At 41.0% G+C, this 21,424-nt stretch carries 10 protein-coding genes, 2 tRNA genes and 3 rRNA genes; 1 reads left to right on the top strand and 14 read right to left on the bottom strand.

Features of this window, described 5'->3' with window-relative positions:
• Window positions 1–28: 28 nt before the first annotated feature.
• The 5 genes from CLO1100_RS06315 to CLO1100_RS06295 all read right to left on the bottom strand — a co-directional run bounded on the left by CLO1100_RS06315 (window position 29) and on the right by CLO1100_RS06295 (window position 5,813).
• Window positions 29–104: transfer RNA gene (locus CLO1100_RS06315), tRNA-Asn, on the bottom strand.
• Between the two features lie 6 nt (window positions 105–110).
• Window positions 111–227, bottom strand: a 5S ribosomal RNA gene (rrf, locus tag CLO1100_RS06310).
• Between the two features lie 247 nt (window positions 228–474).
• Window positions 475–3,526 (bottom strand): 23S ribosomal RNA (locus CLO1100_RS06305).
• Between the two features lie 514 nt (window positions 3,527–4,040).
• Window positions 4,041–4,116, bottom strand: a tRNA-Ala gene (locus tag CLO1100_RS06300).
• Between the two features lie 175 nt (window positions 4,117–4,291).
• Window positions 4,292–5,813 (bottom strand): 16S ribosomal RNA (locus CLO1100_RS06295).
• Together the 16S, 23S and 5S rRNA genes with 2 tRNA genes alongside form the textbook arrangement of a ribosomal RNA operon.
• Window positions 5,814–6,228: 415 nt before the next feature.
• Here CLO1100_RS06295 and CLO1100_RS06290 point away from each other — a divergent pair.
• A complete protein-coding gene (locus tag CLO1100_RS06290) occupies window positions 6,229–6,600 on the top strand; it encodes a L,D-transpeptidase (RefSeq protein ID WP_014312919.1) in 372 nt (123 codons plus the stop codon).
• A gap of 9 nt (window positions 6,601–6,609) precedes the next feature.
• On the opposite strand, the gene CLO1100_RS06285 is transcribed toward CLO1100_RS06290, so the two are convergent.
• From CLO1100_RS06285 to CLO1100_RS06250, 9 genes are all read right to left on the bottom strand, one after another.
• On the bottom strand, window positions 6,610–7,047 hold the full coding sequence (locus tag CLO1100_RS06285) for a threonine/serine exporter family protein (protein WP_014312918.1): 438 nt from the start codon (window positions 7,045–7,047) through the stop codon (window positions 6,610–6,612).
• Window positions 7,048–7,052: 5 nt separating this feature from the next.
• Window positions 7,053–7,808, bottom strand: coding sequence for a threonine/serine exporter family protein (locus CLO1100_RS06280; protein ID WP_014312917.1), 756 nt, complete (start codon window positions 7,806–7,808; stop codon window positions 7,053–7,055).
• 209 nt (window positions 7,809–8,017) lie between these two features.
• The gene (locus tag CLO1100_RS06275) at window positions 8,018–13,849 is read right to left on the bottom strand and encodes a tail fiber domain-containing protein (protein WP_014312916.1); all 5,832 of its coding nucleotides are present in this window, start codon (window positions 13,847–13,849) and stop codon (window positions 8,018–8,020) included.
• 83 nt (window positions 13,850–13,932) lie between these two features.
• Entirely contained in the window at window positions 13,933–14,112 is a 180-nt protein-coding gene (locus tag CLO1100_RS06270) for a hypothetical protein (protein WP_014312915.1), read from the bottom strand.
• Between the two features lie 63 nt (window positions 14,113–14,175).
• Window positions 14,176–16,857, bottom strand: a complete 2,682-nt coding sequence (locus CLO1100_RS06265; RefSeq protein WP_014312914.1) for a tail fiber domain-containing protein — start codon at window positions 16,855–16,857, stop codon at window positions 14,176–14,178.
• 60 nt (window positions 16,858–16,917) lie between these two features.
• The gene (locus tag CLO1100_RS20690; RefSeq protein ID WP_014312913.1) at window positions 16,918–17,094 is read right to left on the bottom strand and encodes a hypothetical protein; all 177 of its coding nucleotides are present in this window, start codon (window positions 17,092–17,094) and stop codon (window positions 16,918–16,920) included.
• 26 nt (window positions 17,095–17,120) lie between these two features.
• Window positions 17,121–19,742 (bottom strand): tail fiber domain-containing protein, encoded by a 2,622-nt coding sequence (locus CLO1100_RS06260; RefSeq protein WP_014312912.1) that lies wholly within the window; start codon window positions 19,740–19,742, stop codon window positions 17,121–17,123.
• A 48-nt stretch (window positions 19,743–19,790) separates the two neighbouring features.
• Complete coding sequence (locus tag CLO1100_RS06255) at window positions 19,791–20,528, bottom strand: tail protein (protein ID WP_014312911.1); 738 nt, start codon at window positions 20,526–20,528, stop codon at window positions 19,791–19,793.
• Entirely contained in the window at window positions 20,528–21,397 is an 870-nt protein-coding gene (locus CLO1100_RS06250) for a hypothetical protein (RefSeq protein ID WP_014312910.1), read from the bottom strand. The genes CLO1100_RS06255 and CLO1100_RS06250 overlap by 1 nt, the downstream gene beginning before the upstream one ends.
• Window positions 21,398–21,424: the final 27 nt, after the last annotated feature.

The following is a 21,424-nucleotide window of genomic DNA, read 5'->3' as shown; positions in this document are numbered from 1 at the left end:
ACAAAAAAAGACCCTTAAAGGATCTTTTTGGCTCCTCAAGTAGGACTTGAACCTACGACCCTGCGGTTAACAGCCGCATGCTCTACCGACTGAGCTATTGAGGAATATAAATCTGGCGGAGACCTACTTTCCCGGGCCGTTTCCAGCCAAGTATTATCGGCACTGAGATGCTTAACTGCCGTGTTCGGTATGGGAACGGGTGTGGCCATCTCGTCATTTCCACCAGAAGATTTAAAATTGTGATAAGCTTCGTATTACTGCGTCAGATTTCGTTCTTGTGGTGCTCATTTATGTGTATAAACTCCGCTCCTCATCACTCATCTTTCTTGTACTACTCGCTTCTGACAATTTTATTAACTTTTTTAAGATACTTTTTGTACCTTCAGAACTGACTAATGTTATCCTTTTAAGAAGATGTGAAGCTCTCTCATTGTCTAGTTTTAAGACCTTCTACTTTTGAATACCTGTTTTCTTTGGGTCAAACCCTCGACCTATTAGTATCAGTCAGCTTAACACATTACTATGCTTACACTCCTGACCTATCAACCATGTAGTCTACATGGGGTCTTACCTATTGCTAGTGGGATATCTCATCTTGAGGTGGGTTTCACGCTTAGATGCCTTCAGCGTTTATCCCTGCCGAACTTGGCTACCCAGCTGTGCCATTGGTATGACAACTGGTGCACTAGAGGTTCGTCCATCCCGGTCCTCTCGTACTAAGGACAGATCCTCTCAAATATCCTGCGCCCGCGACAGATAGGGACCGAACTGTCTCACGACGTTCTGAACCCAGCTCGCGTACCGCTTTAATTGGCGAACAGCCAAACCCTTGGAACCTGCTACAGCTCCAGGATGCGATGAGCCGACATCGAGGTGCCAAACCTCCCCGTCGATGTGGACTCTTGGGGGAGATAAGCCTGTTATCCCCAGGGTAGCTTTTATCCGTTGAGCGATGGCAATTCCACTTTCATACCACCGGATCACTAAGCCCTACTTTCGTACCTGCTCGAGGTGTCTCTCTCGCAGTCAGGCTACCTTATGCCTTTGCACTCGTTGCGCGATTTCCAACCGCGCTGAGGTAACCTTTGGACGCCTCCGTTACTCTTTGGGAGGCGACCGCCCCAGTCAAACTGCCCACCTGACAGTGTCCCTAGACCAGCTTATGGTCTCAGGTTAGAGTTCCAGTACTTTTAGAGTGGTATCCCAACGTCGACTCCATGATGGCTGGCGCCACCACTTCTCAGTCTCCCACCTATCCTGTACAAAAAATACCGAAACCCAATATCAAGCTACAGTGAAGCTCCATGGGGTCTTTCCGTCTAGTCGCGGGTAACTTGCATCTTCACAAGTACTACAATTTCGCCGGGTACGTTGTTGAGACAGTGCCCAAGTCATTACGCCATTCGTGCGGGTCAGAACTTACCTGACAAGGAATTTCGCTACCTTAGGACCGTTATAGTTACGGCCGCCGTTTACTGGGGCTTAAGTTCATGCCTTCGCTTGCGCTAAGCAATTCCCGTAACCTTCCAGCACCGGGCAGGCGTCAGCCCCTATACTTCATCTTTCGATTTAGCAGAGACCTGTGTTTTTGATAAACAGTTGCTTGGGCCTATTCTCTGCGGCCTCAATCTCTTGAGGCACCCCTTTTCGCTAACTTACGGGGTCAATTTGCCGAGTTCCTTAACAACGCTTCTCCCGCTCGTCTTAGGATTCTCTCCTCACCTACCTGTGTCGGTTTGCGGTACTGGTACCTTTAATCTGGATAGTGGTTTTTCTCGTCAGTGTGGAATCTGTCACTTCGGTACTTGTTTTCCCTCCGCATCACGTCTTCGAAACATCCGGCGGATTTGCCTACCGGACTATCTACCTCGCTTGCACGATCTTTTCCAGCTGATCGCTTGACTTATCCTCCTGCGTCCCCACCTCTCTCATATCGATTAACGGTAGTACAGGAATTTCAACCTGTTGTCCATCACTTACGCCTTTCGGCCTCAGCTTAGGTCCAGACTTACCCTGGGCGGACGAACCTTCCCCAGGAAACCTTAGGTTTTCGACGGTAAAGATTCTCACTTTACTCTCGCTACTTATTCCGGCATTCTCACTACTGCTTCGTCCACAAGTCCTTTCGATCTTGCTTCAACCTACAACAGTAAGCTCCCCTACCACCCTCGTACATCCAATACTACTGCTAACGGCACAAGTTTAGCTGTGGGAATTTGACGAAATGTTTTGAATCATTTTTGATATGTTACATTTCGTGAAATTACCTCATCGCTTCTTAATTTATTTAGCAATACTATTGGATGTACGCTGATCCATAGCTTCGGTACACAGTTTAGCCCCGGTAATTTTCGGCGCAGGCTCACTCGACTAGTGAGCTATTACGCACTCTTTGAATGAGTGGCTGCTTCTAAGCCAACATCCTAGTTGTCTTAGCAAGCCCACATCCTTTTCCACTTAACTGTGATTTTGGGACCTTAGCTGATGGTCTGGGCTGTTTCCCTTTTGACCATGGGACTTATCTCTCATAGTCTGACTCCCAAGTAACATCATTACGGCATTCGGAGTTTGATAGGGTTCGGTAACCCGGTAAGGCCCCTAGCCCATTCAGTGCTCTACCTCCGTTTGATTTTCCCTTGAGGCTAGCCCTAAAGCTATTTCGGGGAGAACCAGCTATCTCCGAGTTCGATTGGAATTTCTCCGCCACCCACAGCTCATCCCAGACCTTTTCAACGGTCATGTGGTTCGGTCCTCCACGAGATTTTACTCCCGCTTCAACCTGTCCATGGGTAGGTCACCCGGTTTCGGGTCTATAGCATGCAACTTGACGCGCTTTTAACACTCGGTTTCCCTTCGGCTCCGTACCTTTAGTACTTAACCTTGCTGCATACAATAACTCGCCGGACCGTTCTACAAAAAGTACGCTGTCGAGCTTTAACGCTCTTCAACTGCTTGTAAACATAGGGTTTCAGGTTCTCTTTCACTCCCCTCCCGGGGTTCTTTTCACCTTTCCCTCACGGTACTGCTTCACTATCGGTCACCAGTTAGTATTTAGCCTTGGATGGTGGTCCACCCTGCTTCCCACGAGGTTTCACGTGCCTCGTGGTACTCTGGATACTAGCCTGCCTCTTAACATTTCGCTTACGGGACTTTTACCCTCTATGGTCTCAGCTTTCCAGCTGCTCATTCTGCTATGTCTTGAGGATCATTATGCTAGTCCACAACCCCGAAAGATATTGCTATCTTTTGGTTTGGGCTCTTCCGCTTTCGCTCGCCACTACTTACGGAATCTCTTTTTGATTTCTACTCCTGTTGGTACTTAGATGTTTCAGTTCCCAACGTCTGCCTTCGTAACACTATGTATTCATGTTACGATGACCGAGTGTTTAACTCGGCCGGGTTTCCCCATTCGGATATCTACGGGTCGATGGCTATTTGCGCCTCTCCGTAGCTTTTCGCAGCTTGTCACGTCCTTCATCGCCTTCTGGTGCCAAGGCATTCACCCTATGCTCTTAGTAGCTTGACCTCTAAAATTGCTATAAGCTTCGCATTACTGTGTCAGGCTTCCCTCCTGCGATGCTCATTTACCACCGTAAACTCCGCTTCTCGTCGGTCGCCTTCCTTGTACTGCTTGCTTCTATCAATTTTTATCGAATATCTTCGATTGATCAGATTCTCAATGTCAATTACATAGTAATTGATTTAAAGTGATTGTCTTAACCTATCAATGAGTTAGTTTCCTAAGAGTTGCATGTTTCCAACGTAAACTGCTTTACGTGTTTCAAAGGATTTCTCCTTTTCACATGTTACCCTTATTACTTTTCAGAAAATACATAATTAATTATATATCTCTTGTCTTCTCATCTTCTTAAAACGTATTTCAAACTTTCGTTTGAAACGCATTCTTTGAATAACATTATTCAGTTCTCAAGGTACAAACCTCGCAGTTGTTTGTGTTGCCACACTGACTGCGGAGTTCCTATTATACCAGTTTCAATTATCATGTCAACTGGTATTTTTTAGGCTTTTCTAAAAAGCCTTGGTGGAGATAATGAGAATCGAACTCATGACCCCCTGCTTGCAAGGCAGGTGCTCTCCCAGCTGAGCTATACCCCCATAAAATCAAAGTCCATTTTCATGGGCTTTGAAAACTAAACAGTGATTGTAAAGAAACTCTAAGATAATGATTTTCAGTCCGGCGAGCTTAGCTCAAGCCTTCCTGTCATTTATCTTCGACCTAAAGATTTGATTCATCTTAGAAACTAGTTCTGCATGAATCATGTCTCCTTAGAAAGGAGGTGATCCAGCCGCACCTTCCGATACGGCTACCTTGTTACGACTTCACCCCAATCATCGGCCCCACCTTCGGCGACGTCCTCCTTGCGGTTAGACTATCGACTTCGGGTGTTGCAGACTCTCATGGTGTGACGGGCGGTGTGTACAAGGCCCGGGAACGTATTCACGGCAGTATGCTGACCTGCCATTACTAGCAATTCCGACTTCATGTGGGCGGGTTGCAGCCCACAATCTGAACTGGGACTATTTTTGGGGATTTGCTCCACTTTGCAGCTTAGCTTCCCTCTGTTATAGCCATTGTAGTACGTGTGTAGCCCAAGACATAAGGGGCATGATGATTTGACGTCGTCCCCACCTTCCTCCGATTTATCACCGGCAGTCTCGCTAGAGTGATCAACTAAATGTTATCAACTAGCAACAGGGGTTGCGCTCGTTGCGGGACTTAACCCAACATCTCACGACACGAGCTGACGACAACCATGCACCACCTGTATAGCAGTCCCGAAGGACTATGATATCTCTACCATATTCCGCTATATGTCAAGCCTTGGTAAGGTTCTTCGCGTTGCTTCGAATTAAACCACATACTCCACTGCTTGTGCGGGCCCCCGTCAATTCCTTTGAGTTTCAACCTTGCGGCCGTACTCCCCAGGTGGGATACTTATTGTGTTAACTCCGGCACAGAAGGGGTCGATACCTCCTACACCTAGTATCCATCGTTTACAGCGTGGACTACCAGGGTATCTAATCCTGTTTGCTCCCCACGCTTTCGCGCCTCAGCGTCAGTTACCGTCCAGAAAGCCGCCTTCGCCACTGGTGTTCCTCCTAATATCTACGCATTTCACCGCTACACTAGGAATTCCGCTTTCCTCTCCGGCACTCAAGAAACATAGTTTCAGATGCAGCTCCAGAGTTAAGCTCTGGGATTTCACATCTGACTTACATTCCCGCCTACACGCCCTTTACACCCAGTAATTCCGGACAACGCTTGCCACCTACGTATTACCGCGGCTGCTGGCACGTAGTTAGCCGTGGCTTATTCTTCAGGTACCGTCATTTTTTCGTCCCTGACTAAAGAAGTTTACAATCCGAAAACCTTCATCCTTCACGCGGCGTTGCTGCATCAGGGTTTCCCCCATTGTGCAATATTCCCCACTGCTGCCTCCCGTAGGAGTCTGGGCCGTGTCTCAGTCCCAATGTGGCCGATCAACCTCTCAGTTCGGCTACCAATCGTCGCCTTGGTGGTCCGTTACATCACCAACTAGCTAATTGGACGCGGGCCCATCTGTCACCGGATTGCTCCTTTGACAACAAGAAAATGCTTTCTCGTTGTGTTATGCGGTATTAGCACAAGTTTCCCTGTGTTATCCCCCTGTAACAGGCAGGTTGCCCACGCGTTACTCACCCGTCCGCCGCTAAGTTAATCAAAAGCAAGCTTTCAATTAACTCCGCTCGACTTGCATGTGTTAGGCACGCCGCCAGCGTTCGTCCTGAGCCAGGATCAAACTCTCAAATTAATATTTGAAAAATTTAATTAGCTCATTAAAAATTGCTGACTTTTTTCTAGTTCTTGTTTCCAAAAACCAGGTTGTAAAGTTCGCAAGTTACTCAATTTTGAAATCGTTTTACGATTTCGGAATTTTTCGAGTTCCTTTACATGTTTATCACTGTTTACTTTTCAAAGTCCATCTTAATAAATCACTCATTGCCGAGCGACTTTTTTAGTTTATCATGTCAGTTTAGTTCTGTCAATAATATTTGTAGAATTTTTTTGTCGTAATTTAATATATATAAATTATAAAAGTAAATTTCACAAAGTTTATGTGTGAAAATAGGGTTTATATTTTTTTATAATCAAAACTTCTTAATTAGTGTAACGTTTTAATGGATTTTTGAATAATAAAGTAATATAAGTAATTATGGAGAATACCTATGTTTTATCAGCAACCTGTTTATTTATCCAGACCTGTTTACTCAATTACTATCAATAGAAGTTTGCATAAGTTAACCCTTTACAGAGGTAATATTGTCTTTAAAAATTATACTGTTGCTGTGGGTAAAGCATCTACGCCAACACCCAAAGGTACTTTCAGAATAGTCAACCGCGCTATTAATCCCGGAGGACCGTTTGGGGCAAGATGGTTGGGACTTAATGCACCAAATGGCGATTATGGGATCCACGGAACAAATAATCCTTCTTCTATTGGAAAAGATGTTTCAAATGGATGTATAAGAATGTTCAATGATCAGGTAATTGAATTAAGCAATTTAGTTTCAATAGGTACAGTAGTTCGAATAATATAATTGTTTGACTTACTTTTTTCTATTCTTTTGTATTCTTGATATAAATTTAAAAATTGTAGTTGAAAGCATTATTCCAAACCCTATTGCACCACCTACTGCCAAGGTCTGGGTTCCGCTGCTGAAAGCTGATGACATGTTGTTTTCTACTATATATCGCAGCGTTTTATACGCCATCATTCCCGGTACCAGTGGAAATATTCCTGGTATTAAAAATTCAAAGGTAGGTGTTTTAAGTATTCTTGCCATGGATTCACTGTAAATCCCAACGGTAAGTGCACCAAAAAAAGATGAAAATATGGGACTGTTTGTATTTACAGATACAAGGCTGTATATAATCCAGCCAATAGCCCCACAAAAACCTGCCCAGAGTATTTTCCTTCTATCAATATTAAATAGTATAACCGGAAATATGCTTCCAAAAAAAGCCAGCACGGTTTGTTGAAGCATTTAAATCACATCCATTTCATAAATAGTGAAAGTGCAGTTACTATACCGGCACTCATTGCAATAATTATAAGCATGGCCTCGCCAAATTGTGCAAGTCCCGAAACATAGTCCCCGTACAGTATATCCTTTATTCCGTTGGTAAGAGATACTCCCGGTAGTAGGACAATTATTGCTCCGGTTATTACATTATCCTTATGAATAATTGGAAACAAGTGCTGTATTGAGACACTTAATGCTCCTATTAATAACCCGGATAGGAAGTATTGGAGGAATTGAAAAAACCCGACTTCGTCTATTTTTTGAAGAATAAAATAAATGCCCAGACTGATTAATAAAGCTATTATCGCATCAGGAACGGTTCCTTTAAAAAATAATGTATATACAAATGAAGTCATACTAGCTGCCATTAATCTTATTCCAAGGTTAAAGCTTGGAGCATTGGTTATATCCCCGAGAATTCTCTTTGCTTCCTCATAGGACACAGGGTTTTCCATTAGACCTCTTGAAAAGGAATTTATGAGCTCAACTCTGTATAAATCTACACGCCTTTGACGTACCCTTTTTATTGATGTAACCATTTCACCATCCGGACCTGTTATTGAAATAAATATTCCTGTCAGGTTTGAAATACATTCACCGGTTAAACCGTATGAATTGCATATTTTTGATATCGTCTCTTCTACTCTGTAAGCTTCTGCTCCATTGCTCAACAAAATTTCTCCCGCTGATACCGCTATTTCAGCAACCTTTTTTGTCTCCATAAATACCTCAATAAAATTGTATATTCTTTAATATGTCCAACATAACCATAATATAACACCTGCTTAATTTATGTCTACAATAATTATTGCAATCGGTAGGAGGAATTTCATTAGTTCCCTCCTTTCACACCAAAAATTTGAACAAACTAAAAGGGCTGCTGCCTATTGAATATAATATATTCATTGTGCAACAGCCCCTTTTAATTATTTTAAGCTCCCAGTAATCCGGCTACCTGTTTTTGCAATGCAGCCAGTTGCTTCTTTATTGCAATTGTTTCAGAATGTTGTTTTTTTACTACCGAAGTTAATACAGCTACAATATCCATAACTGATATTGATTTACAATCATCACTGGTAAATATCTCCGGAACATCCTCAGCAATAAAACCTATATTATGTTTTTTCAAGCTGTCATTTTTGTAATCAAAAGTAACAGGATTCAGTTTTTTCAATAAATCTAATGCTGTTTTTAATGGAAGTGCTGATATATTTTCCTTAAATGTTCTGGATGATGTTTGGGTCAGGCTTGTAGCTACGATATCACCTGTTATGGTTCTGGCCTTAATATCACCATCAACAGACAACCTGACTCCTGTTTCAGGAGTTTTACCTATTCCTACATTACCATCATCACTTACATTTACAATCGGATTAGTTTTTGCATAAAGAGTATTATGTGTATGCTTACTAAGAGCTATTTGGTCAATATTAGTACCTGTATCTGCTTTCCATGAAGTAGTGGTTTCATCCCAGAAAATCTTAGCCTTAGTTGAGTCACTTCTTGTTATTTCAATTCCCTTGCTAATTGTTGTATCGCCGGCTGATAATGTTCCCGTAACTGCTACATTTCCTGTTACATTTATACTCCCACCATTTGCTTTTATGTTGTTTGTAATTACTGTAGCAGCGGTCATATTTCCTGTAACTGCTACATTCCCTGAAACGGAAAGCTTTTCGGTGGGGTTTGTAGTCCCAATGCCCATATTTCCATTACTTACTTTTAAAACTGAAGTTAGATCATATTCCGGGTGCTTATGGTCGGTATTGCATAGGTTTTTCATACTATTTGTAGTACCTGCCTGCCATACACCGCCTGATTCATTCCATATAATCTGAGCCTTAGTTAAGTCACTTCTTGTTATTTCAATTCCACTACTTACATTTAGTAAACCACTAACTTTTACATTGTTTGCAACTACACTTCCGTTTATTGTTGTATCACCAACTGTAAGCGTTCCGACTGACAATACACCTGTAAAATCTGCATCTTTAGATGTAAATTTTGTTTTCACATTAGCATAGTCAGTAGTTATAGTTCCATGTATAATTGTATTACCGGATGTAAGCGTTCCAGATGTAAGTGCACCTACAGTTAATATTCCAGTGATATCCGCGTCCTTGGACGTAAGTTTTGTACTGATATCTGCAAGTGAAGTAGTAAGTTTAGATTTTACCGTTTCATTAGTTGTAGTTATTGTTCCGTTTATTGTTGTATCACCGGCTACAACAGTATTAGCTGTCATAGTTCCTGTAACTCCTACATTTCCCGAAACTGATAATTTATCGGCGGGTGTTGAAGTTCCTATGCCTATATTCCCATTACTTACTTTTAATACTGCAGTAAGATCTGATACCCCACTATTATTATATTCCGGGTGTGTATGGTCGGTATAGCATATGTTTTTCATCTTATCTGTAGTACCTGCCTGCCATACACCTCCCAGTTCATCCCATATAATCTGGGCACTGTTGGCTGTGCCGCCGCGGAACACCTCTATTCCGGCTTTGGTGGGAACCGGTTGAGTCTGAGTATTGTATTTGTTTAGGGTTATAATATTATCTTCAACTTCTAGTGTTTTTGTATTAACTGTAACTGTGTCACCATTTACAACCAGATTACCGCCTATTGTCAAGTCCTTGGTTATACTGATGTTGCCAGCTCTTAACGTGCTGGTTATATCAGCAGTTTCACTCTTGACATTGCCTACTGCTGTAAGACTGCCGGAGACATCAATCGAAGTTACCTTTAGATTTCCTGCAACGTCAAGTTTTGCTTCTGGTATGCTCTTCCCAACCCCAACGTTTCCGCTGTTATCAACATAAATTACTTCTGTCCCGGTAGAAGTACATACATTATTGTGTGTATGATTCCCCACGCAGATATCTTGCATGGAACCATCAATTCCTGCTTGCCAGACCTTGCTCTTTTCGTTCCAGTAGAACTTCGCCGGCTTTTCGGTATTTCTGGATAATTCCAAACCTTCCGTAGCAATTTTTAATGTTGTACCTAAAGTGTTTGTTAATGTTATTTTTCCGTTAACAAGTGTATCGCCGTTTACGTCAAGTTTTGCTCGTGGAGTCTTTACACCTATTCCTACATTACTGTCATTATCTGTAACTACTGCAACAGCACCACCGTTACTTGTATATAATTTTGAGGGAAGAAACGTATTGTTAAGATTCAGTTCGAATAATTTGTCGCCAAATCCAAATGTCCATGCACATTTTTGTTCATTCCAGACTATCTTGGCATTAGGCTGTGGCGTTCCATCCGAGGCAACCTGTCTTTCAACTTCTATTCCCCCGTTCATTATTATACTTCCGTCTACTTTCAAGCGGCCTTTTATATCAGTGCTTCCAGCAGTCAAATAACCTTTAACTTCAGAGTTGCCGGTAATGTCCATACTACCGTTTACAATTGCATTTCCCATTACGTCAAGCATTTCTGTTGGGTTTAATTTACCTATTCCAACCTTCCCGCTGCTTGTGGCACTGATACAGTTAACATCTCCAAAGCCCAATTTCCATAAGTTTGTATCAAACTTTAGATATGTTGCTGACTCGTTTACTCTGTTTATCTGGATACCATCCTTCTGCAAAGAGAGGATATCTCCGATTAATGCACTTCCGGTGCTTAATTCTTTCTCTATTTTTGCAATAGGAGTCTGTATGCTTCCGTCATTGTTTACCACCAGACATGTAGAATTACCTGATGGAACCATTTTCTGATCACTGTTTTCCTGAGCCCAGGTCCAATCGGACATTCCTATTTTCCATACTCCTGTCGCTTCGTCCCATCTAAGAATAGCACTTTTTTCATCAATTCCCCTATAAACCGAAAGAGTACTTGTTCCCTTTTTAATCTCTCCCGACTCACCTTTATTCATTGTAAGTTTGTTACCTTCAAGTTCTATATTGGCACTTCTTATTGTTGTTACATCACCTTTTACATTAAGGTTTCCAGATACGGTAAGGTCTTGACTTACAGTCAGGTCATGTTTTATATCAATATTTCCGGTTGCTGTTGTGCTTAAAGAAAGTATGTTGCCCTTTGTATTATAAAGTTGGCCGTGGGTATGAAGAGCATCAGCGTTACCTTTTTTTGAAAGCTTCTGCCAAGCAGGCCCACAAGCTATTTCACTAAGGTTATTGCCAACACCTATTTTCCATGTAGTTTCCTTTTCATTCCATACCAGTCGGGCATTGTCTATTGAAGTTCCCCTGAAAATTTCCAAGCCGCTTTCATTTAAAGGAGGGTTTTCACCCGCAAATTTATTAAGAAGTATTACATTGTCCTCTACTTTAAGATCAATTTTATCTACAGTTGTAACTGTTCCGACTACGTTAAGGTCTCCCATCAAGCTTACGTTTCCGGTTACTTCAAGGCCCCCTTTAACCTCCGTTGTTCTATTAATCGTTATTTTGTCATCAGATCCAGCACTGATTGCAGTATTACCAAAATTATCACTTATTGATGAATGTGAATGAAGTCTATCGGCATTCTTCTTTTTAGTTAGCGTCTCCCAATCATCACCATATGCAAGGTCTTGCATTGAATTTCCTATGCCTACTTTCCACTTTCCTGCTTCTTCATTCCAGACAAGTCTTGCTTTATTAGTATTACTGCCACGGTATACTTCCAAACCACCCTCATTGTTAATAGGCTGGGCTATCCCTGTATAACGGTTGGCAATGATTGTGTTGTTTTCTACTTCAAGAACATTTTGCTTAATTATTGTCGGAGTTCCGGTTACAGTCAAATCTCCTTCTATTTTAACCGAACCCTTTATATCTACATTACCCTGAATATATTCATCTTTATCTACAATGAGATTTCCTGAAACACTGACGTTTTTTTCAATATCTACATTACCATCCTTGTCAACGGATACAACTACTGTTTCATCCTCCATTGAAAGATTTCCATGGCTGTGCATATTGTCAACAACCTGCCCGTGGGTAAGGTACTCCCACTCTATACCAGATGGTATTTCCGACATATTACTGCCTGTTCCCATTTTCCAGGTAGAACTACCTTCATCCCATATTATCCTTGCATTTTCATAACCATCTCCACGATATACTTCCAAGCCACCTTCTTTAACAGGTGCTTGCCCGTTATCAGGCTTATTGACAATTACTATATTTTCTGTGACTACCTGGTTGATTTGTTTGTATTCGGTAGCCGGGTTTAGTACCGTCAGCGTTCCTTCAACTGTAAGGTTTTCACCTACTGTCAGGTTCGAGTTGATTTTTACATCCCCGGTGGGGCCTACATTTATAGCCAAATCACCGTCACTGTTATATATTTCACTGTGTGTATGGAGTGAGTCTGCATTTGTACCGGTTGTTAAATCTTCCCATGCTCTTCCGTATGGTATATTGTACATGTCATTTTCTATACCGATTTGCCAGCGACGGTCATTTTTATTCCACACAAGCTTTGCATTCAGATCTTTCCCTGGAACTTCAATACCATTTTGGGTTACTACTGTTCCAGCTACAATAATATCGTTGGTTATATTAACGTTTCCATCTTCAGCAGTTAATGAAATATTTCCGTTGGCATCATTTATATGACTGTGTTTATGAAGAGTGTCCACATTTGACCCATTATGCATTGCATCCCAATCAGGGCCATATGCAAGCTTATATATTCCACTTTCCGGGATATCATCCTTCTTGTCGGTTCCTGCTTTCCAAACTTTTTCATTTTCATCCCAGATTAATTTTGCATATGGAAGGTAACCGCTTCTATATACTTCAACACCACTGCTCTGTTTTCTTGGTTCTGTTTCATTTTCCTTTGGAGTATACTTGTTTACTGTAAGCATATTACCGGTCATAACTACATGTGTTGTATCAAGGGTTGTATTATCTCCACTTACGTTAAGTCCTCCAGCTGCTGACAGGACACCTGTTACCGCAGCAGTCTTGGATATGGCTACACTGCCTTTTGAATCAACTTTTAGCGCAGGGGTATTATTTATATTTACTGATAATGTTCCGTTTAAATCTGTATTGCCGTTCGCCTTTAAATTACCTGTGATTACTGAACCTGAAAATTTCGTATATGGTGAATGAACTTCCAGTCCGTCACTCTGACCAAGGGTTTGATCTGAAAGCCCGTCTATGTATGGAAGATTTGTTTTTTCCTGCGCACCTATTGAAATCTTCTGAAACTCCTGTGAAGTTCCCTGTGTAACGGCATGTACTACTCCATCTTCCGCCGTATCGTAAATTCCTTCAATGGTCTTTTGTCCTGAGCCTGCATCCTTTAACCTGACACGTGCCACAATGATGTCTGTAATTTCGTCCTTGGTTTTTGGGTCCGGTTTAATTCTGCTGTGTTTTATTTCCGAACGCTCCCAAACATGGATATTTTTATCCCCGCCCTTTTTGATATCTACGTCTGATTCTACTTCTTTATATGATACCATTATGTAAATATCTTCATTTACATCATATTCAGATAAGTTTAACGGGTTATCTGGATGGTTGTCACTAATCCATATCTCCTGACTTATCTTTTCATTGGTTTTTTCATCTAACGTGCTGTTTAGTGCCAATCCTTTAGATACCTTTACCTGAGGATAATTTCCTACTGATTCAACCTTGAGGCCGTCTACAATTCCCCAGTTATGAAAAAACCTGTTGTGTATACGGTGAAAATTCTTATGATAGTCTTGATCAAGTTCAAGGTCTTCTTCTTTTAGCAATAGTCCATTGAAATACTTCATACGTTTGATTTCGTTTGACATTTTATTGTTCCTCCAATTTCTCAGATTTTCCTGTACCAATCATTTTATGTTCACTTACAGAAGTACAGTTCATTTTACAAGGTTTATTGCTCAGGAACATTTTCTTCCGGCATTAATTCCTCTAAAGCCTGTATAGCACCACTTATACGTAAAAGAGTCTGGTTGAGGCCTGTACGTTTGCCATCCAATTCCTCCAGCATCTTCTGACCGTTTTTGAATTCACCCTTTAATTCCTTAATTCTTTCTTCAATCTTTTCTTTCATTAATAAGTCCTCCTTTTTAAGGGGATCTGATAATCCCCTTATTAATTAGTTTTTAGTTTTATATCAGGCTTGCAAAGCTGCAACCTTTTTCTTGAGTTTTTTAATTAAATTTTCCTGTTCCTTTACTTCTCCTACGAGCACCGTAAGTATTTCCATGGGGCTGATGGCTTTTTTATCACCGGATGCGAGAATATCAGGAACATCCTCTGCAATAAAGCCCATTGTTTTTCTTTTTCTATCCCCTTTGAAGTTAAACTCAACCGGGTCAAGACTATCAATTGTACTTCTGACTTTTTCTTTTTTAAGCCTCTTGATATTTTCCTTGATTTCTTTTGTTGACGTATAATAGAAGTTTCCTTCAACATATGTCCCGCCGCTTGCCCGCAAACGTATCCTGTCTCCCTTATTCCCTATTATTGTATTTGTAACGGTTGTCCAATAACCGCAGCCATTAGGAATATTCCATGGACATGTGGAAACAAAATAATTTTGTGTGTATGTTTCAATATTACTGTCATTTGAGATTCCTATCTCAAGTGTCATGTTTTCTCCGCCTCCGCGGAGTGTATCTGAATAGTATCTGATCCAAGCAGCATCATCAGTGTTTTTTGGTCTTTCAAACATTATTCCTTTTACGCTGCAATTTCCAACGCCCGGTATTATTGCGCCCTTTGCCTGAATATTACCTGTGGTTTTTAAAGGTCCGTTAACATCTAGACGGTCCCATATTGAAACCTTTCTTCCCTGTCCACCCGATCTGTTTCCTACTATCATTAATGTTTTATAGTCACTTGTATCGTTGGATATTTCAGCATTTCTTGAAGCTATATCCGGGAAACCGCTCCACTTTGCTGTAAAACGTATAGGGTTTAAACTACTCATAAACTGTGTAGTTCCAATTACATCCAGTTTGTCAGTGGGCGTATATGTGCCTACCCCTACATTACTTGGTGTTAAAATACATATGTTGTCGTTACTGTCATTTGAAGTACCTATTTCCAACGTACATGCTTCTCCATATTTAGGATAGTATTTTATCCAAGCACTGTCTTGTGATCCTCCGCCGGGATTGCTTGGAAAAATTACTCCATTATTTCCTGCTCCTGAACTCAAGGTAAGCCCTTTTGAAATTTGCATGTTTCCGTTTATGCTTAGTATTCCGTTAACATCCAGTCTGTCCCATATGGCTACTTTTCTTCCCTGTCCTGCAGACTGGTTTCCAACAATCATCAGAGCCTTGTGCACTGTTGTATCATTACATATTTCTGCCTGATTTGTTGTCATATCCGGAAAAGCAGTCCATTGAGAAGTAAACCTGATAGGATTTAATCCGCCAAGTATTCTTGTGCTTCCGCAAACCTCCAGCGTGTCAGACGGCTCTATTGTACCAATCCCTACATTTCCGTTGTTTTTCCATGAAAGAATCGGCTTTTGGCCATTCTCCGCTGTTCCGAGAATACCTCCCTTTTTACCTGTCAATACAGGTCCATCGACATCATTATTCGCAAATGACTTACCATTTCCGTAACATGACAGTGAACCTGATAAAAGTAATATCTCTTTCTGAGGAAATACCATATTTGTTAAAGAAGATATGTCTCCGGCTGTATTAACAGATAGTGTTGTTCCTTTAGATGACGAAAATAATTTACTGTGTCCATGCATACCATCAACAAAATATCTTTTTTCCTTATTACTGAGCTTTTCCCACGTATCTCCATAGGCAATAGTATAAAGATCATTTCCGAGCCCTGCCTTCCACACTTTGTCACCCTCGGACCATACTATTCTGGCATCAGGAGCAACTTCAGGGCCTCCACGAAAAACTTCAAATCCACCATCCCTTAGATTCCAGAGATCAGGGCAGTCATCATTCTTACTGTTTATTTGAAGAAAGCTTTCTTCGGTAAGAAATTCATCCATAACAACGCCGTCTTTTTTATGGATTAAATTTCCTTCAAAGCTTAAATCATTAACTACGTCTACGTCTCCACTAAATTTTACATATTTAGAATCTATATCAAGCTGTTTGACATTTACTTTATCATCTTCAGGAATTGAAGAAATATAAGGCATGGCTTTTATATCTTCACCTAATTTGAAAATGAACTTTTTTAGTTCTAAAACCTTGGCATATGGACCGGCATACACTCTCAAAGGAGTTCCGTCAACATCGTCTTCAAAAATACATGTACTGTCTACAACTACTTCATAATACGTACTAACGCTGCCGTCACTGTTTTTAATTTTTTTCTCTACTTTTTTGGGCACAACTCTTGCTAATATTATATTTTCTTTGCAATTTTCGGGCTTTTTATTTGCGTGACTGATTTTTCCACGTTCCCACAAATGTATTTCCTGACCTTGACCTTTTTCATTGTCCCGGTCAGCTTCGATTTCGCAATAACTGACGAAGATATAAATGTTCTCTTCTGCCGGATAGTCCGAAAGATCGAGTGGATTATCAGGATGCCCCTCGTATACTATTATTTGCCTGCTGGTACTCTCTTCTAACCCGTAAGTTCCGATATTTGTTAAGTCCAGTGCAGCTCCTTCTGTAACAACAACCTCCATACTGCTGTCTATTACAGGCTTCACCTCAAGGCCGCAGACTATACCCCAAGTATGTAGGTACCGGTTATGGAAACCCTGAATTCTCCTAAGGTACTCTTTATCCTGTTTATAGTCTTCCGCCTTCAAAAAGAGTCCGTCAAAATATTTCATTCTCTTTAATTCTTTTCCCATTTCCTCTTCCTCCGGATACTCAAAATGATGCCATCCTCGGCACTATATTTAAACGTTTCATCAGGAATCAGAGGATTCTTCTTGTACAAGCTCTTCAAGAACCTGAATTGCTCCATTAATTCTCAAAAGAGTATACACAACGTTTGTACGTTGCACTTCAAGATTTTCCATTGCTTTCTGTCCGGATTCAAGTTCTGCCTTGAGCTCTTTTATTCTTGCATCGATTTGTTCATTCATATTTAAAAACCTCCTATATTTTTTGTTTAACCGGCTAATGTTTCTATTTGTTGCTGAAGCTGTGTTATTGCCTCTCTCTGATCCTTTACAACACTGGTCAATACCGCAATTATTTCCATAGGGCTAATGGCTTTTTGATCGTTTGCGGCAACTGGCCCCGGCATATCTTCTGCTATGAAGCCCAAAGTTGTTTTTTCATTGTCTCCCTTGAAATTGAAAGTAACAGGATTCATTCCGTCCAATATCTGTTTTGCCTTTTTTGTTGTGAGTGATGTTATATTTTCCTTGAGATCCCTTGATGAACTGTAGTAGAAGTATCCGTCTACATAAACACCACCGCTGGCAGTAAGCTTTATGCGGTCACCGCCTCCGTAGTATCCGCCTGTCCCAAAATCATTGGCTATACCTATCTCAAGGGTCATATTTTCACCGCCGCCTCGGCTTTGATCTGAATAATACCTTATCCAGGCACTATCCCCAGTACCTCCAAAATAATCCTTAGGAAACATTATTCCATTACTTTCGCTATAACCAATACTTGGAATTATTGCACACTGAGTTTGAACATCACCACTAACATTTAGGGTTCCATTTACTTCCAGCCTGTCCCATATTGAAACTTTTCTGCCCTGTTTCCCCGACTTGTTTCCAACTATCATCAAGGACTTGAAATTTGTTGTATCATTACATATCTCCGCCTGATTTTCTGCAAAGTCAGGGAATCCGCTCCAAGACGATGTAAACCTTATTGGATTTGAACCGCTCAGAAGTCTTGTATAGCCGCTTACATCCAGCTTATCATTAGGATTTGAGGTTCCTATTCCTACATTTCCCGATGCCATAAGTGATATGCTGTCATCACCATCATTTGAGGTTCCTATCTCCAAAGTACATGCTTCTCCGCTTCTGGGATAGTATCTTATCCAGGCACTATCTCCTGAGCCTCCTCCCGGATCACTTGGAAATACAATACCATTGTTTTTCTCTTTCCCTGCACTTGGCGTAAGTGCCTGGTTTAGCTGCATATTGCCATTTACATATAGGAATCCGTTTACTTCAAGCCTGTCCCAAACAGCTACTTTTCTGCCTTGTCCAGCAGAACTGTTTCCTACAATCATTAATGCTTTGTAGTTACCTGTATCATTACTGATTTCAGCACCGTTGGTAATTGAATCCGGAAAGCCGGACCATGAAGGAGTAAAACGTAAAGGATTTGAATTGCTGAGTATACGCATGGTTCCGTTGACTTCCATTGTGTCATCTTTTGGATTGCTTTCTCCAATTCCTACATTTCCAAGGCTATTCCATGTTATGACCGGTTTCTGTCCGCCATCTGTTGTTCCCAATATTCCGCCTTTTTGGCCGAATAATACCGGCCCGTCTACATTCAGACCTGCAAATGGTTTTCCGATACCGTACCATCCAAGACCGTGGTTGGCATTACCATTGTCTCTAAGCCATATTGTCTTGTCATTCATATTCAGATTTCCGTAGGCTGAAAGATTTCCTTTGTCATCTGACTCAAGGGCTACTCCGCCTTCAAAACTGATTTTTGAATGTCTGTGCAATTCATCCACAATGTCGTTTTTTATTAGTTTTTCCCAAACCGGGCCATAGGCTATATTCCATAGATCTCCTGCATAACCCATTTTCCAGCATTTATCCAATTCCGACCACACAATCCGTGCATCCAACGATTTTCCATCAGCGTAATCCCTGAATACTTCCAGTCCGCCATCCTGCAATTTCCATGTGCTATCGTCCTCAGATTTACTGTTTACCTGTACGAATGTGTTTGAAACTTCAAGTTCATTTTCAACTGCCCCCATGTTTGTAAGGTTTCCATGTACTTCTAAGTCCCCCTTAATGTTGACTGATCCCGTGAAATTTGCAAACGTGGAATTAACCTCAAGACCGATTCCCTTTTTCTTGTCCTCTTCCAAGGCTCTTACAAATGGCATTCCGGCTACATCATCATTCAATTTGAATATGATTTTTTGCAGGGATAACACTTCTCCGGCAGGCCCGGCATACCTTCTAAGAGGAATTTTTTCTTCTGCATCATCAAAGTATGAGATTAAACTAATAACTTTTTTACTTTCAATTTGGGTATCATCTTCACTGCCATCCTCATTGATAATTAAGGGGTTTGTGTCCTGGCTACTAGCCAGCCCGATTTCCACTCTGGCCAGAATTATGTACTTTTTCTCGTCAGTCGGTTTTTCCGTACTGTGCCAGATACGTCCTCTCTCCCAGATGTGTATTGCCTCGCCTTTTCCCTTTTCGAGGTTTTCCTTGTCCTGTTCTACCTCGTCATAGCTAACAAAAATATAAATACTTTCGTCATTGGCACGGTATTGGGACAAATCAATAATGCTGTCCGGATGTCCGTCATATATGTAGATATACTGACTTGTACTCTCTCCGGTAACTTCTGCTACAACCTCATTGATTGCTATTCCTTCCTGTACCTTTACTGAACAGTTTTCTGACGGTACAACCGTTAATCCTGCAATTATTCCCCAAGTATGCAGATATCGGTTGTGTAGCTGCTGAATTCTTTTCTGGTAATCCTGATCCAGTTTATAGTCTTCTGCATTCAAAAACAGTCCGTCAAAATAGCGCATTCTTTTCAATTCTTTTCCCATTTTGCCACTTCCTCCGGATATTCAAAATGTTATTTCTTTTTTAAAGTCCTACTCATCAATCATACCGCCCAGCAAAGTCTCTTTTCCTACCCTGGAATAAACCCCGACCCGCATTTCCGGTATTTCTACGTTAAGCCTGTAATTTGTATAAAACGGCTTCTCATCCTCTATTACTCTTCGTATAAGACCAACCTTATTTTCCAGCATAGTTTTGCTGTGTGCCGGAATCATTGCGTTTACACAAAAGAAACTGGTTGAAGAGCTGCCGACCATGGTATTATGACCTATTTCTCTGGATTCCCCGATTCTTGCCGTATCCTGGAATTCATTTATTGAAATAGTGGTCTCCTCTCCTGTATACAGTTGCAGGTACTCCAGCAGACCATCACAGGTTCCTCGTTTTTTGTATAGCTGAACAATAGCCCCAATCATTTGTCTGTTGACGGAAGAACGTTTTTCCGGTAGTGGTAGTATCTGAACTTGATCGACATTTTTTCCGATAGTATCATCTGCTCCGAAAAATTCGATTCCGTCTTCCAAGTCCAGAGCAACCCAACCTGCAAGCCATTCAAGAAACTGCGGAGGCGTTTGATCCGGGTCTAAATACATATCAAAATTATCTAAAATCTCCTCAATTCCCAGTGTTTCCTGCATCTCCGTTTTTCCGGAAAGAATCTGTTCAAAGGATTTTAACAGCCGTCCCAGAAAATCTCCGTCTTCATTATTTCCCTTTTGAAAAATTCGGGGGAGGTACTGGGTATATTTACTGCTTTCGTAATTACTCATTATTCCACCTCGATGCTTAATTCTTTCAATCGTATTAATTGATAAGGTTTAAGAAGAGGAGCATCCAGTTCCATATGTTTTACATGGTCAATCCCCTTCATCCCTTCCACAATATAATAGAGGTCAGATGCATAAAGATTTCTTCCCAGCGGCCATCCATTTTTATTTTCGCCGCCTGTAATAGGATCAATGTATTTTTCTATAACCTCTCTTACCGTATCACCCATTTTTTTATCTTTTGCAACAACCTGCATGTTGATTCTTATTTCCTGATAATCAGGATCAACTACATGTACTCTGTTGGTAAGTACTTTTCTTTCCAACAGGTATTTTTTAATATACTGCTTGATGTCATATGTTTCTTTAGTCAGATCATTCTGATTTTTTGTTGACATGATTAGAATTAAAGATATATGACCAAACTGACCGGCTTCATCTGTTTTGTTGTTTTCCATATCTCGGTTTGGCAGACAGATTGTTCTTGCAATCAAATCAGGGTAGCTTTCTTTTATTTCAGGCTTTTCCATAAGTGCCTTTAATGCAAGAAACTCAAAATCCTCGGTAGTAACTGCTCTGGTACATTGAGTCAGTTGCTGCACACCACGTCGGATTCCCGAAGTTAGTTCCTCCCCATTCTCAAGCTGTGTCCCCAGTAGTTTTAGAAAACGCAGATTGTTTTTTTCCGGTACCTGATCAATTCGGTAAATAATCATTTCACAAAGCCATGCAAATAATTCCACCAGTGTGATACCCGGGTCGGACGGGTTATGGTTTGTCCATTCAGGGGCATACATCGGTATTAACGATTTTGCTTCTTTAACAAGATCTTCAAATGTAATTTCGTCCAATTTTTGTATTGGCAGTGACATTTTATGTACCTCCTTTCATATATTTTT

The sequence above is a fragment of the Clostridium sp. BNL1100 genome, from assembly GCF_000244875.1.
GTDB lineage: Bacteria > Bacillota > Clostridia > Acetivibrionales > DSM-1351 > Ruminiclostridium.
Note: the sequence above shows the minus strand (reverse complement) of the source record. Positions and strands in the feature narration are given on the sequence as shown.

Bases quoted from the DNA above. Each gene is read 5' to 3' on its own strand.
- CLO1100_RS06290 (WP_014312919.1), top strand. From the start codon at position 6,229: ATGTTTTATCAGCAACCTGTTTATTTATCCAGACCTGTTTACTCAATT.
- CLO1100_RS06285 (WP_014312918.1), bottom strand. From the start codon at position 7,047: ATGCTTCAACAAACCGTGCTGGCTTTTTTTGGAAGCATATTTCCGGTT.
- CLO1100_RS06280 (WP_014312917.1), bottom strand. From the start codon at position 7,808: ATGGAGACAAAAAAGGTTGCTGAAATAGCGGTATCAGCGGGAGAAATT.
- CLO1100_RS06275 (WP_014312916.1), bottom strand. From the start codon at position 13,849: ATGTCAAACGAAATCAAACGTATGAAGTATTTCAATGGACTATTGCTA.
- CLO1100_RS06270 (WP_014312915.1), bottom strand. From the start codon at position 14,112: ATGAAAGAAAAGATTGAAGAAAGAATTAAGGAATTAAAGGGTGAATTC.
- CLO1100_RS06265 (WP_014312914.1), bottom strand. From the start codon at position 16,857: ATGGGAAAAGAATTAAAGAGAATGAAATATTTTGACGGACTCTTTTTG.
- CLO1100_RS20690 (WP_014312913.1), bottom strand. From the start codon at position 17,094: ATGAATGAACAAATCGATGCAAGAATAAAAGAGCTCAAGGCAGAACTT.
- CLO1100_RS06260 (WP_014312912.1), bottom strand. From the start codon at position 19,742: ATGGGAAAAGAATTGAAAAGAATGCGCTATTTTGACGGACTGTTTTTG.
- CLO1100_RS06255 (WP_014312911.1), bottom strand. From the start codon at position 20,528: ATGAGTAATTACGAAAGCAGTAAATATACCCAGTACCTCCCCCGAATT.
- CLO1100_RS06250 (WP_014312910.1), bottom strand. From the start codon at position 21,397: ATGTCACTGCCAATACAAAAATTGGACGAAATTACATTTGAAGATCTT.